The sequence below is a fragment of the Cellvibrio sp. genome, from assembly GCF_039207905.1.
Lineage (GTDB): Bacteria > Pseudomonadota > Gammaproteobacteria > Pseudomonadales > Cellvibrionaceae > Cellvibrio.
Map to the genome: position 1 here is coordinate 1 of NZ_JBCECX010000019.1, position 12629 is coordinate 12629.

At 44.7% G+C, this 12629-nt stretch carries 11 protein-coding genes; 5 read left to right on the forward strand and 6 right to left on the reverse strand.

From position 1 onward, the window contains the following. From AAGC78_RS12745 to AAGC78_RS12770, 6 genes are all read right to left on the reverse strand, one after another. Window positions 1–1141: hypothetical protein (locus tag AAGC78_RS12745; RefSeq protein WP_435784467.1), on the reverse strand; the 1141-nt coding region annotated here is incomplete at its 3' end. A gap of 365 nt (window positions 1142–1506) precedes the next feature. After that, window positions 1507–1923 carry a BLUF domain-containing protein gene (locus AAGC78_RS12750; RefSeq protein ID WP_435784468.1) on the reverse strand — a complete coding sequence of 139 codons (417 nt, stop codon included), beginning with the start codon at window positions 1921–1923 and terminating at the stop codon, window positions 1507–1509. 128 nt (window positions 1924–2051) lie between these two features. Next, the gene (locus AAGC78_RS12755; protein WP_435784469.1) at window positions 2052–2735 is read right to left on the reverse strand and encodes an ion channel; all 684 of its coding nucleotides are present in this window, start codon (window positions 2733–2735) and stop codon (window positions 2052–2054) included. Between the two features lie 564 nt (window positions 2736–3299). Beyond that, window positions 3300–4634, reverse strand: a complete 1335-nt coding sequence (locus AAGC78_RS12760) for a peptidoglycan DD-metalloendopeptidase family protein (protein WP_435784470.1) — start codon at window positions 4632–4634, stop codon at window positions 3300–3302. Window positions 4635–4636: 2 nt separating this feature from the next. Beyond that, window positions 4637–5713, reverse strand: coding sequence for a flavodoxin family protein (locus tag AAGC78_RS12765; protein ID WP_435784471.1), 1077 nt, complete (start codon window positions 5711–5713; stop codon window positions 4637–4639). An 87-nt stretch (window positions 5714–5800) separates the two neighbouring features. Beyond that, window positions 5801–5986, reverse strand: a complete 186-nt coding sequence (locus tag AAGC78_RS12770) for a hypothetical protein (RefSeq protein ID WP_435784472.1) — start codon at window positions 5984–5986, stop codon at window positions 5801–5803. Between the two features lie 250 nt (window positions 5987–6236). Here AAGC78_RS12770 and AAGC78_RS12775 point away from each other — a divergent pair, with 250 nt between their 5' ends. The 5 genes from AAGC78_RS12775 to AAGC78_RS12795 all read left to right on the forward strand — a co-directional run bounded on the left by AAGC78_RS12775 (window position 6237) and on the right by AAGC78_RS12795 (window position 12626). Continuing rightward, a complete protein-coding gene (locus AAGC78_RS12775) occupies window positions 6237–6668 on the forward strand; it encodes a PRC-barrel domain-containing protein (protein WP_435784473.1) in 432 nt (143 codons plus the stop codon). A gap of 534 nt (window positions 6669–7202) precedes the next feature. Continuing rightward, window positions 7203–9167: a hybrid sensor histidine kinase/response regulator gene (locus AAGC78_RS12780; protein ID WP_435784474.1), complete on the forward strand. Its 1965-nt coding sequence runs from the start codon at window positions 7203–7205 to the stop codon at window positions 9165–9167. Window positions 9168–9831: 664 nt separating this feature from the next. Then, the gene (locus AAGC78_RS12785) at window positions 9832–11790 is read left to right on the forward strand and encodes a response regulator (protein ID WP_435784475.1); all 1959 of its coding nucleotides are present in this window, start codon (window positions 9832–9834) and stop codon (window positions 11788–11790) included. A gap of 189 nt (window positions 11791–11979) precedes the next feature. Next, the gene (locus tag AAGC78_RS12790) at window positions 11980–12372 is read left to right on the forward strand and encodes a hypothetical protein (protein WP_435784476.1); all 393 of its coding nucleotides are present in this window, start codon (window positions 11980–11982) and stop codon (window positions 12370–12372) included. Then, complete coding sequence (locus AAGC78_RS12795; RefSeq protein ID WP_435784546.1) at window positions 12372–12626, forward strand: DUF5985 family protein; 255 nt, start codon at window positions 12372–12374, stop codon at window positions 12624–12626. Before AAGC78_RS12790 ends, AAGC78_RS12795 begins: the two co-directional genes overlap by 1 nt. The last annotated feature ends 3 nt before the right edge of the window (window positions 12627–12629 follow it).

The window sequence follows — 12629 nt, forward strand, 5'->3', positions numbered from 1 at the left end:
GTGGTTCGTCGCTATCAGCGAGAGCATCCTCCAGCGGGCCGACCATTAGCGTGAGTGGAGTGCGGAATTCGTGCGAGACATTAGAGAAAAACGCGGTCTTGGCGCGATCAATCTCGGCTAGCTCCTCCGCCTTGCGTTGCTCATGCTGGTAGGCCACGACGTTGGCGACTGCTGTGCTTACCGCATTCGACAGCAATGCGTAGAAGTCCGAATATTCGGTATCGAGCGCACGCCGTGCACTGACCCCTGCAATGAGGAAGCCGAATGGTCTCTCAGAGCCGACTACCATGATTGGCAGCATCAGTGCGCTCGAAGGTGCCTCAGGATAGGGACCCGACGGTTCATCGCCGAATCGTTCCTGAAGGTTATTTACTGTGGTAATGGTTGATGACTGCATTGCCTTATCAAAAGGCCAGCCCTCGGTATTGCCCAATTCAACATTACCCAGATCAATCAATTGGGGGGCCATTCTTGAGTCACTGGAGAGTCCGGCAATCCCCATCCGTTGCAGCTTATTGCCATTCAGTTGATAAAACATAACGAATGGCAGATCGAGTTCCATCGACTCATAACGCTGTGTCAGCGCTTCGCACAATTCTTCGATAGACAGGCTTTTTGCAATCGCGGCCGACACATCACGTAGCACCGCTGTACGACGCGCGCCGAGGACTTTATCGGTCGTTTCTGAAATCGGGTGAAAGACACCGCCCACTTCGCCCGACTCCACACCGATAGGTGAAAAAGAGAACGTCATAAACGCCTCTTCCAAATAGCCGTAGCGATCAAGAAACATTCGCTGGTCGCGAATGTACGTGCCTTCACCCTCATGTGCGCGATCAAATGCATCGCCAACGACAGGTAATGCGGTAGCCCAACAGATCTTAAAGTTTTGGCCGATGGCTTCAGGATGCTTGGGGCCGCAAATCGGACGATAAGCGTCGTTGTAGATTTGAATATCCTCCGGTCCCCAAGCAATCAGGATCGGGAAGGTCGAGGACAAGCACAAGCTGACCGCCGTACGCAGACTTTGTGGCCATTCCTCGATAGGGCCCAATGGAGTCTTTGACCAATCTTTTGATCGAATAAGATCGCCCGCTTCACCGCCGCCACTTAACCAATTCATTTTTTGTTGTTCACTCACAAGTTCACTCCGGCTGGACTCTTTATGGGCATCGTCAAGTTTCCAGATATTTCTTGAGCAATGCGCTTATTTTATGTGTGTTAATGGCTTCATCACGTGTTCGATAAAACCTGGTTGTAGAGCCCTTTTCCTACAGGCTAAGTCGGTTGTAATTCCGCAACTATCTCAAGCCATAATCGATATTGGTTTTGGGAAAGAAACGAATCTCTGGAGAATGAGATGCTGACTTCCAATTCTTGACGAGTTTTTCGTTAAGGTAATTTTCTCAACAAAGAGTTGATCTAAAGATTTTCAGTGCCCATTTTTTATTTCCGGCGCAGTGTCCTCAAAGGCCGAATGCAGGCATCATTCGTGAAAAACCGAGATCAAATTATCCTCTTGAAAGTCTCCAGAAATTTCAATGCTCGATATGGGTTATTCTGATAGATGGAAAAATTCAAATCTTCAGTTAAAAATAAATTATGAAGCTCAGGTTTCACTTCTCTCAAATTTTCGATGTTTTTATAACCCATTGTCCAGTTGCTAAAATTCCTATGAGTAATAGGCTCTTTCAATAAAAGCTTAACGTCTCTATGACGGCGGTCTTTTTCAATTTTTGTATACAAGGTATCTACAATTAATTCTTCACCTTCCAGCAGTTGCATAAAATTGCCACTATTGAAAAGCAATAATCCTGTTAATCCGTGTTTTTCGTTATTAATCCGGGAGTCTTCTACGATGTTGTTTATCTCACTGTGGGTTAAGCCAAGTTTGGCAGAGCTGATATAAACAATACAAATCATTTGATAACCTCGGGATGTTAATAAAAAATCTTTAAACGATAAAATAAGCTTGTGCACTAGAAGAATTTAGTTGTGACCAAGAGCAGTTGTAAATATTTATGGTGGAATCAAGGTACGAGAATTGCCCCTTAAGACTTCGGTGTGTCATCTAAATGTGATTGCATCGTGAGGCCAATCAATCTTGCTACTACACCAGCTAGATAGAGTAAGCCCACAAACATTTCGACACTTGCCACCGCACGTGCATGCGGGGTCAATGGAATAACATCGCCAATCCCCGTGCTCGACAGAAGCGCAAAGCTAAGATAGTTAAGCTCTGTCCAGGTACGCATTTCCTGCGGGTTGATCGCGGCGCCGTAAGCACCAGGTTGAAGTAGTTGGATCAGCATAAACAAGTGAGTAAAACCCCAAGCCAGCAAAGTAAAGGTCGCACCGGCAGCAAATAGTTCGTCGGTCGTGGCTCGTAGATCCTCCATCATATAGGCGATCAAGCTGCCTGCGGCGTAGAAGTAAAAAATCGCTTCCAAGCCCGAACTCCAAGGCAGCAAGTGATTCATTCCAAAAAAAGTTTGCAGCACTAGCAGTGCGATGATGACGGTGGCTAGAGTCACGCTAATCCAGGTTAGCCCCGGCGTGCGCTTTACCATACGCGTGGTAAGTGCCAGCACTGTCACACCAAAGGCGTTGAAGGCAACCAGTCCCGCCTGCGTTTCTTCAAGGAATGGATACAGCAACATTCCCATCAGCTGGACTAGCAGCAGAATCGCCGAAGGGTGACGTTTGGTGAGATAAAAGACAGGAAGATATGCCATTCGATAGCCAAGTAAATGTATAAATGAGGTAATAGTTTAACGTTAAACAACGTTGAGATTGCAACGAATTATAAGCGGAAATTTTTCAGGAAATAGGCGCATATAATTCTGCCGGTTTTTATTAGAACAGGACTACTTTAACTTTTTATAATTTGTATTTGATCTCCGGTACTGCTTTTGGTCAGAACGAGATGCAGGGCCATGAATGGGTATTTTCTCACATAATTGACGGCAATTTCCTACAGACTAACATTATCTTGCAGGTTAGATTAAACGAGCTAACTTAGGCCGTCCTGAAGTAAATCTAATGATTTACTATGTTCTTTTCACATGCTTATGCTATGTGCGATAGGCCTCTTAATCGATATGTTTTTCAGCGACTATTCATAGGAAGAATGAAATTATTAAAGTGGACTGATGCCGACTTTACGTTTGGGTAATGAAGGTTTTTTCAGGTGTTCTATAGGAGTAGTAAAAATGGGATTTCTAGCACTTGCCTTATTTTCTGTATTCGCAATCTGGCTGCTTTCATCTTCAACGTCAGATAAGTAAAACGCTTTATTGTTATTGATTTTTATGACCGTGGATCTTTACTAAATTTTCCTGTTTCGCAGCCGTGGCCCACGCAAAAAAGCCACCCGGCATTTTGACCCATACAAAACTACCAAAGCGACCTAAAGCCTGTAATTTATCTCCCACAGAAAAATTACTAATGACCGGTGCGGTGTTATTGGGCAAGGAAAAAGCTATATGGTTTTCAGTAAGCGTTAATACTGATTCGGAGGGGGCGCCTGTTAAGTGCCGGGCAATAAATCCGTTTGTACCATTGCCTGTTGTCACCCGTAGCCAATCCCCTGCAACTGAGTCCACTTGTACTAGCTCTGTTCTCACTAAGGAAGCAACAGAACTGGCTTTTGAGGAGGGGCCGCTGCGTAGATTTGCACTCTCTGTTTTGATGGACAACCAGCGCGGGGCCAGTTCAGTGAGTGGTGGAGTGTAAGTATCTATCACTTTTTTTCGACCAACCATCGGCAAAGGATCAACGGCGCCCTGCGCGAATTTGTATATCCCAAAATGCAAATGCGGACTGGTAGTGACTGCATTACCGGTGTTTCCTACGGTTCCGAGAACTTCCCCACGCACAACACGGTCACCGGGTGAAACCGCGATTGAATCAAGATGCGCATAATAAAAAGAACGCTGATCACCCCGAACCCATACATTTTTTCCGCCCCGTGGAGTATCCCCCACACGAGTAACTTGACCTGTTTCAGCCGCAACTACCGGAGTGCCGCGCGGTGCAAAAATATCAATCCCCTCGTGCCGTCTAGTTCCGCCATCGCGACCAACACCAAACAAGCTCTGCACTGCATTTTCACGGTCGGTATCAACGGGAAAGCCATAGCGTAGTGGCGAAGTTATGATGGCATCTATTAATCCTTGCGCCGAGTGGGATGGTTGAATGCGCACCATATACTTACCTGTATGTTCGACGGCTATCTTAAGTTGTTGTTCTTTCGCATCCATACTGCCAATGCGAATTGGTTCAGTGATAGTGTCTTCTGCATAAAACACATCCACGAAAATCTCTGCCCGCGTATTTTGTGATGGAATGATATGAACTTGAATGAGTTCATCCATTTTTAGATTAAACGCAAAAGCGATTGGTTGTAAGTGGTTGGCTTCAAGCAGACGGCGCTCGCTGTATGGTAGGGATATCTGTAGTGGGGTGGCTAAGGATTCATTCGCTTCCATCTTCCAACGCTCAGCAGTCACCTTGAGGTTTTCGCGTAGCAGTGCCGAGTAATAAGCGTCGTGCGGCGATAGCAGCATCCGGTCTTTGAAGTACAGAACTGCTACACCGAGAAGCACAATCAACATTATCAAAATATATCTCAAGTTTATTTCCGCCGTACTGGTTCTACATTATTGTCCGGTTGTTCCAATATGCCCTCACGAATTTTTAAAACGGCGTTGGCTACCGCTTTTGCGATGTTACGAACTTCTTTCTGTACTAATTCATCTTTATCCAAAACTTCATGACTCTCGGCGTAAGATTCGTAGTAACCGATGTAGCGATCCAGTCGGGCAGACGGGCCAGCATCAATCAATCCCATCCAATCAAGCCAGTCTGACAATTCGCGCCGCAAACCTTCGATTCCTGCTACATCCCCGTGTACAAATAAACCATAAGCGCGACCTGCAAGGTGTTTTGGATAATTCCATCCTGTTAGTTCAATTTTTTTTGCTTTTTGTGCATCTTTGCCTTGCGTAAGTGTTGGATCGGGATTTCCTCCGTCCGCGCAAACCAGTCGATCAATCATTAGCTTCAGCACACTGGGCGCTTGATACCAGTAAACAGGAGTGAGGATAATTACTCCATGGGCGGCTACCCATTTCTCGTAAATCTCTGCCATCCAATCATTAGTTTGGCGTAGAGCATGGTTGGGATAGCAACTGCATGGCCAGTGGCAAAGTGGCATTGCCGTTGAGACACAGGCTTTGCAAGGATGGATGTGTTTATCGTAATCCGACGTTAATAGGCTCAAATCAAGTATGTCAGTTTCGATGTCGGCATTTTCGAGCTCGCTAGCCGCCAAAGATAACAGTCGAGAGGTTTTAGATATTTCGCTCGGGCACGTTGCATCATTTCGGGCTGAACCGCTTATCAAAAGGACTCTCGATTTTGTTGCCAGATCTTTTTGTTTTTTCTCTGCTTCAACGAGTCGCTTCTGGGTAATTTTCCATTCAATAGACAAATCATAATTAGGATCATGAAAATCTGGTCCTGCTTTCTCTGTGAGGGGGGCCTTGTGCCCACCTTCAATGTAATTATTCCAAGCTATATTTTCTACACTTGCCAATTCATCTTTTACTTTAATGAAGGTCGGATCAATAAAAGAGTTTTGGAATTTTTCATGAAACTCTTGGCGAGTTAGTTTTTTCTGATGCTGGCCTTTACGTGGCATGGTTGACATGCAGACTCCTTAAGCAGTTAACGGGAGTTATAATGCCTCTAGTATCGCACTTGCAGTGATCTTGGCCTGATAACGCGAAAGCCTTAGCTAGTCTAATTTTCTGGTGTTTTCACGTGGCTTTATTGAAACGCTACTCTCAATAGAGTCCTTTTCAGTTTTACCTACGCTGTCACTTTTAGCTGCTCGGTTTCTTACCCGAATCGCCATTATTACTAATGCGGTGATCACAAGAAAAATGATAGCAATCCAACCAAAATTATCTGAGTTACCCATTGCTTTCCCCTCTAAGTAAAATTCCTATATAAGTTTCGCGTTGGAGAATAGGTTGATTTGATGTGATTGGTAAGTCATTGAATTACTCATACACGAAATAGTTCAACTAAATTATCTCCATTCTAAATGGAAAACAAAGCTGTTAGCGTTCGTTTCCGAACGGTTAATGAATATGTAGTGTTTTATTTTCACTCTGCAAATAATCAACAAGTTTTGCAATTACATCATTTGTCTACTTCGGAGAAAAATTATGAACTACGAAACTCGTGACACTTATGGGATTTATAAAGCTAATCAACTGCATAGCCACGACAAGGGCCCCGGTCCTCGTTTGATGGGGGCAGATACCTTGAACGGGAATGACGTTTATAATCGCGAAGGCGATAGTTTGGGCGACATCAAAGAAATTATGTTGGATGTTGCTAGCGGTAAAATCAGCTATGCCGTGCTTTCATTCGGGACTTTCCTTGGGCTGGGTGGAAAGTTGTTCGCAGTACCTTGGAGTGCTTTGACACTCGACACCGAGAATAAGCGCTTCATACTCGATGTTAATAAGGAGCGCCTGAAGAATGCTCCTGGATTTGATAAAGATGATTGGCCTGATATGGCTGATGAAACCTGGGCTAAAAATGTCCATAGTTATTATGGTCGCCAATATCAGGATCTGACTATTAACAACTGATCCTGATTAAGTAACATCCCTCATTCAATGAGGGGTGTTCGCTTTCATTAATTTTAAAAATTTACACCAAGAATAATTTCAAAAAATAAAAATGGATAAATACTTTCTGTGTTGCATGACTTGATCCTGTGCAAAAGCCATATTATTTAGTCAACCCCTAATTAATTTCCTCCCATAATTGGTCAAAAAGAAGTTGTGGTGAGTGAGCTACACCTTTTACTCTAATTGTTTCTGCCGTTAAGCCTGCAACGAAGCAATAATTATTTGAAAGCCGGGAAATTATTTGTTGCATAACTGCTTTTTTTAATGGTGGGCGTGATGAGAATACGGTTAGGATTTTATAAGCTTTCGAGGATGGGAGTTAAATTGTTTTTGACTTAGGTATAAGTGAGGTCTTCGGAGATGCTGAGCAGTCCCATCGGCGTCTGATCTCGTGTGGCCCCTTCGCATCCGCCCGATGGCTGACTGTATATGGTATAGCCATTATCAATATGTTGGCATGAAAAGTTGCATGTGATTTCTTTTTGAGCGGAATTGACTATCTCGCTCGCATCTTCTAGCGTACCATTCAACACATGTTTGATTCCGCTGAAGCGCTGCGGCTTCACTAAATTCCAGAATCAGGTCAGATCATCCATTATGCCGATGCCCATCGCGTTTCCGCCGAAATCCTATTCCGATCTGGAGGAGGAAAACAACGCTTTACGACTCAAGTTGAGCAAGGCGGAAAGCATCATCCAGAATATCCAGCTTGATGCAGTAAATCAGGTCGGGCGTCAGCAGGTAGAAGAATCGTTGCGTCAAAGTGAAGCGCGATTACAAATGGAGTTGGCGGATACCAAGCTTTTACAAAGTATTAGTGCCCATTTGATATACGAAGAACATGTCGATTCGCTTTATTCTGAAATCACTGACGCCGCTCTGACGATAATGCAGTCAGACTTTGCAAGTATGCAGATGTACTACCCAGAGCGAGGAACAAAGGGAGAGTTGAAGCTACTGGCGTCCAGCGGGCTGAGTCAGGAAGGTAGGGAGTTTTGGGCGTGGGTGGGTGATGGATCGGGTACCCTCTGTGCTGTCGCTATGTGGACTGGCAAACGCGTTATGTCTTCGGACATGTACAACTGCGAGCATGTTATTAACACTCCCGATCACGAAATGTTTGCACGTGCAGGAGTTTTGGCTGCTCAATCTACGCCGCTTTTTTCGCGCAGTGGGGAGTTGCTGGGAATGATTTCCACGCATTGGACACGCAACCATACTCCATCTGATCGTGATCTTAATTTGCTAGATATTCTTGCTCGTCAGGCAGCTGATTTAATTGAGCGAAAAAAGGGTGAAGAAGCACTACGGCAAACTCAAATTGCGCTAACGGAGGCTGATCGTCGTAAAGACGAATTTTTGGCTACATTGGCGCACGAGCTTCGTAATCCTCTCGCCCCAATTCGCAACGCGCTTCAAATCATGCGTGCAGATTCTACTGGCGATAAGGTGCAGGAATTGCTTCCGATGATGGACCGGCAAGTAGTACATCTAGTCCGACTGATCGATGATTTGCTAGACGTATCACGGATACGCCAAGGCAAAATCGAACTGCGCCGGGAGAAAATCACCTTACAAAATGCTGTATATGATGCGGTTGAAATATGTCATCTGTTCATAGAGCGTAACTCCCATTCACTTACGCTCAGTCTGCCGGAAGAGCCTATTTGGATTGATGCAGACTCGACCCGTATCGCTCAGATCATTAGCAACTTACTCAATAATGCAGTCAAATACACCCCTCGTGGTGGACACATTGTTGTTTCCGCTTACAGTGATAGTGGGAATGCAGTGCTTTCCGTAACCGATACTGGGCAGGGTATCCCGGCAGATATGCTGCCGAAGGTATTTGACCTCTTCACTCAGGTTGATCGTAATCTGGAGCGCTCACAAGGGGGACTAGGCATTGGGCTAGCTCTTGTGAAGCAGTTTCTTGATATGCACAGTGGCACTATCAAAGCGACTAGTTCAGGGTTGAACCAGGGATGTACGTTCACAATTTCCCTGCCTCTTGCAACTGCCCCAGACGTCGGTACATCGTGTACTGACCACGATGAAGAGAATCTTGCACTGACAAATGTAGATACATTGCGCGTTCTTGTAGTGGACGACAATGTTGCCTCAGCTCAAACAATGAGTTGGATTCTTGAGCTGGAGGGCCATGAAACCAAATTGGCGCATGATGGAGTTGATGCTCTTGTTTTGGCGAATACATTCATTCCCGATGCCATCCTTCTAGATATAGATTTGCCGGGTATGAACGGCCATGATTTGTGCCGCGAATTGCGGAAAAACTCCCAGTTCAAAGACACACTCATCGTTGCTCAAACTGGTTTTGGTCAAGATCGGGATCGTCTCCTTACTACGGAGGCGGGCTTTGATTATCATCTTGTTAAGCCTTTCGACTTTAAATTGTTATCCCAATTGCTCGTAAATGTTCGTGTTGCAAAAAACTAAGTGATTTAGAGTGTTGGAACTTGCTACCCACAAAAAAATTCCTATGTTGAATTGGTGTAGCAGCATTTATGCATATCAATACCATCCCCATCCAAGCTTCTGCTAATAGTCAACCTGATCTGTATCTCTGAAGTATACCGTTCTTGCATTTAATCCCGATCATTCCCAACTATTCATGCATTTCGTGCAGACGCCCGTTCGATAAGAATTCCCTTTGATGCAACGAGCCATGAGGTGCACATGTTGGGCAAATCTCCGACGCCACCCGGTGGATCACGCTGTACTTTGGGGGGGGTATTTGGGCAAGTTGGTAACAAATTAGTGATGAATGTATTGCTTTATGTGGGATGCCGCACATCTGGTCTAAAAATCGCATTAGCGTTTCGAAGAGTGGCGTGCAAAGTTGCAATTGTGGTGTGATTAGACTTCCAGGCTAGTGTTGAAACTTGGGCAAAAGCCAGCAGCATTGTAAATGACGATTTAAAAAGTAAATCACACAGTTCTTTTTCACTTGGGCGTGATTAATTTTGATAATTGAATGAGCTAAGCATCCAGAATAATGAAATCCTAAGCCATATATTGATGGTAATTTTTACAATTTTTGAAAGTATTGCAGTGTTCCATGCTGTTTCTCCAGATACCATCCTTCGACACCGAGATAAAAATGACAACAACAATGGTCAATATATTAGTCGTAGATGACGAGCGAGCTAATTTGCTTACGCTCGGAGCCGTGCTTAAGGGGCTTGATGTAAATCTGGTGTTTGCTGCATCGGGAGAAGAGGCGCTCAGGCAGGCATTGCGTTATGACTTCGCAGTTATTTTGCTAGATTTTTATCTGCCTACTATCGGTGGGCTTGAAGTTGCCCAGATTATTCGAACCCGGTCCTCCACGCCGATAATATTTATCACGGCATCCGGCCCAGATGATTTTCCTATCGAGGAAGCATATTCATTGGGGGCAGTTGACTATCTGAACAAACCCTATAACTCGACTGTGCTGAAGTCGAAGGTCGCATTCTATATTGAGTTGCACAAACGAACCGAAGCCTTAGCAGCGAGTGAACGCTCCCGTTATCTTTCTGAGCTCAGCGTCAAAGACGGACGTATACGCCTAATTTTGGAGAACGCTAAAGGATACGCATTTATCGTTACCGATATCGACGGAACAATCACTGAATGGGAAGGTGATGCATCTGTTGTAACTGGATGGTCGGCGAACGAGGCTATTGGCCAATCAATTGGCCTAATTTATACAGCGGAAGACCGCTTTGCAGGGTATCCACAAATAGAGTTAAGTCTGGCAAAACTTGATGGTCTTGCCTCCAACAAACGTTGGTACGTGAGCAAGGATGAGCGTCGCTTTTGTGCGGACGGAGTACTGGTGCCATTGAAAGACTCAGCGAATCAGGTTCACGGTTTTAGTAAAATTTTCCGCGATGTAACTGTCGAGCAGCTAGCAGTGGATGAGTTGCGCCGACTTGCGGATAGCCTAGCTGAAGCAGATAAACGTAAAACGGAATTTCTTGCCACTCTTGCACATGAACTACGGAATCCTTTGGCACCGATTCGCAATGGCTTGGAAATATTGCGCATGGGTGGAGATAGCACGATTCCAATGGAAAAAACTCGCGAGATGATGGAACGTCAAGTCACGCACATGGTTCATTTAGTGGATGACCTGCTCGATATCTCACGCATAAACGGTGGGAAGATTGTTCTCAAGAAGGAAACCATCGCAATAAAGGAATTAATTGCGAGCGCGGTAGAGGCCAGTATTTCATTAATAGAGAGTGGTCAACACACGCTAACAATTAATATCTTCGACGATTCATTGATGCTCCACGTTGATGCAATTCGAATTGCTCAAGTCATTACTAACTTATTGAACAACGCAGCTAAATATACCCCTCTTGGTGGGCGGATTGATGTGTCTGTGAAAGTTGACGGACAACAAGTAATTTTGTCGGTGGAAGACAACGGCATCGGCATTCCAGCGGCAGCCCAGCAATCAATTTTTGAAATGTTCAAGCAAGTGGATAGAAATATTGGGCACGCACAAGGCGGGCTTGGCATCGGTTTAACACTAGTTCGACAGATTGTTGAGATGCACGGCGGCACGGTGGATGTTACGAGTTCGGAAGGGCTGGGAAGTAAATTTTCAGTCAAGTTATCTATCGAGGAAGCATCGCTCATTGGTGCAAAAACGCCAGCAGTTGCAGTTCGTAGAACAGAGCCTCAACCACTGCGCATTATGGTAGTGGATGATAATGTCGATGCCGCAGAAAGCTTGTCTGCATTATTGCAGTTCGGTGGTCACACACTCTACGTTGCATATGGTGGAGTGGAAGCAATAAAAATAGCAGAGAGCTGTAAACCTCATATTGTTTTTCTCGATATAGGAATGCCGGATATGGATGGTTATCAAACCGCATCGGCAATGCGAAAAGTGGAAGGGTTGAGAGATACAAAATTAGTAGCGCTAACCGGTTGGGGAGCGGAAGAGGACAAATGTAAATCGCATGAAGCTGGTTTTGATAATCATCTAACAAAGCCTGCACAGCTTGAGGCGATTGAGGCTCTGATAACTACATTGGGTGCAGTGCCGGTTGGCCAAGTTTAATTCATTTAATTTTTTACGCATTTACTAACAGGAGTTTTCATTAGTGTTACACAAAATTTATTCTGCTCGCATTTCGGATGAAAATTCCACTGTTAAATGTGCTGTGTCGAAAAATTTGTCCCATGGGTTAAGTGGCCAAGCCTCTCATGTTTTTGTTTCTCTATCGATTCACCTACCGTTTAAGTAGCTATGAATTCCTCCGAATTATCAAATGAATTGCGTAGATTCATCAACACAATAGTCTCGATCCCTCATCTGGAGATAATGTTGCTGTTGCATCAGTCTCCAGAACAGGCTTGGAATATCGCTGTGATAGCGCAGCGAATGTATGTGAGCCAGTCCCAGGTGGCGGTGATGCTTAGAGAGTTGTGTGATGCAGGAGTTTGTAAATCATCCTCTGGGGTGAACGATGAGTTTATTTATGCTCCCATCACTTCCGAATTGGCTCAGTTAATTGACGAGCTTTCGGAATTTTACCCGCGCAATTTAATACAGGTGACGAATATGATTCATGCGAAATCATCTTCCGGCCAACGTGTTCAAATGTTTGCAGATGCCTTTAAGTTGCATAAGGATAAATGATGGCACCCTTTATATATGCGCTTTGTGCAGTGACCTCGTCGGTATGCGCAATATTGTTACTCCGAAGCTATTTTGACAGCAGGTATCGATTGTTGTTATGGGCTGGGCTTTGTTTTGTTGCATTAACCATCAACAACCTCTTGATGGTCGCCGACAAGTTGATTTTTCTGGAAGAGCATATGCTTACACTTCGGCTCTCGGTTTCTTTGGTCGCGGTGTGCTTTTTATTATATGGATTAATATTTGACGAGTAATGC

Bases quoted from the DNA above. Each gene is read 5' to 3' on its own strand.
- AAGC78_RS12790 (WP_435784476.1), top strand. From the start codon at position 11,980: ATGAATTCCTCCGAATTATCAAATGAATTGCGTAGATTCATCAACACA.
- AAGC78_RS12775 (WP_435784473.1), top strand. From the start codon at position 6,237: ATGAACTACGAAACTCGTGACACTTATGGGATTTATAAAGCTAATCAA.
- AAGC78_RS12765 (WP_435784471.1), bottom strand. From the start codon at position 5,713: ATGTCAACCATGCCACGTAAAGGCCAGCATCAGAAAAAACTAACTCGC.
- AAGC78_RS12795 (WP_435784546.1), top strand. From the start codon at position 12,372: ATGGCACCCTTTATATATGCGCTTTGTGCAGTGACCTCGTCGGTATGC.
- AAGC78_RS12750 (WP_435784468.1), bottom strand. From the start codon at position 1,923: ATGATTTGTATTGTTTATATCAGCTCTGCCAAACTTGGCTTAACCCAC.
- AAGC78_RS12770 (WP_435784472.1), bottom strand. From the start codon at position 5,986: ATGGGTAACTCAGATAATTTTGGTTGGATTGCTATCATTTTTCTTGTG.
- AAGC78_RS12785 (WP_435784475.1), top strand. From the start codon at position 9,832: ATGACAACAACAATGGTCAATATATTAGTCGTAGATGACGAGCGAGCT.
- AAGC78_RS12755 (WP_435784469.1), bottom strand. From the start codon at position 2,735: ATGGCATATCTTCCTGTCTTTTATCTCACCAAACGTCACCCTTCGGCG.